The sequence below is a fragment of the Paenibacillus sp. VTT E-133291 genome (assembly GCF_002264395.1).
GTDB lineage: Bacteria > Bacillota > Bacilli > Paenibacillales > Paenibacillaceae > Paenibacillus_AQ > Paenibacillus_AQ nitricinens.
Genome location: NZ_NFVA01000270.1, coordinates 1 through 281, shown reverse-complemented (window position 1 = coordinate 281; position 281 = coordinate 1). Strand labels below are relative to the sequence as shown.

General features: G+C 47.0%; 1 pseudogene. It reads right to left on the bottom strand.

Going from position 1 to position 281, the window contains the following annotated elements:
- Nucleotides 1–51: 51 nt before the first annotated feature.
- Nucleotides 52–281: pseudogene (locus tag CA598_RS31885) on the bottom strand (sugar ABC transporter substrate-binding protein); the annotation flags it as partial.

Genomic DNA, 281 nt, shown 5'->3' with positions numbered 1-281 from the left:
CGAAATTTGGCTGAATATCGTTGTTTTCATGTTTCTTCTCCCCGTCTCTTTTTAGCTTTTATATACGCCCCAGGATGCTTGGATGGCCTGTTCTATTTTTTTCAATGCTTGTTCAGGATTGCTTAAGGGCAGCTCGGTTAGACCCGTATTTAGCGCCTCCCATACTTGAATCATGAAGGGGTACGTCGGCATCGGCCGTGCGTGATCCAACAGCGATAAAATCATCTTTTTGTTAGGCATAGCAGAGGCACCTAGACGGTTCAGCACCTCTTCCTGAGCCG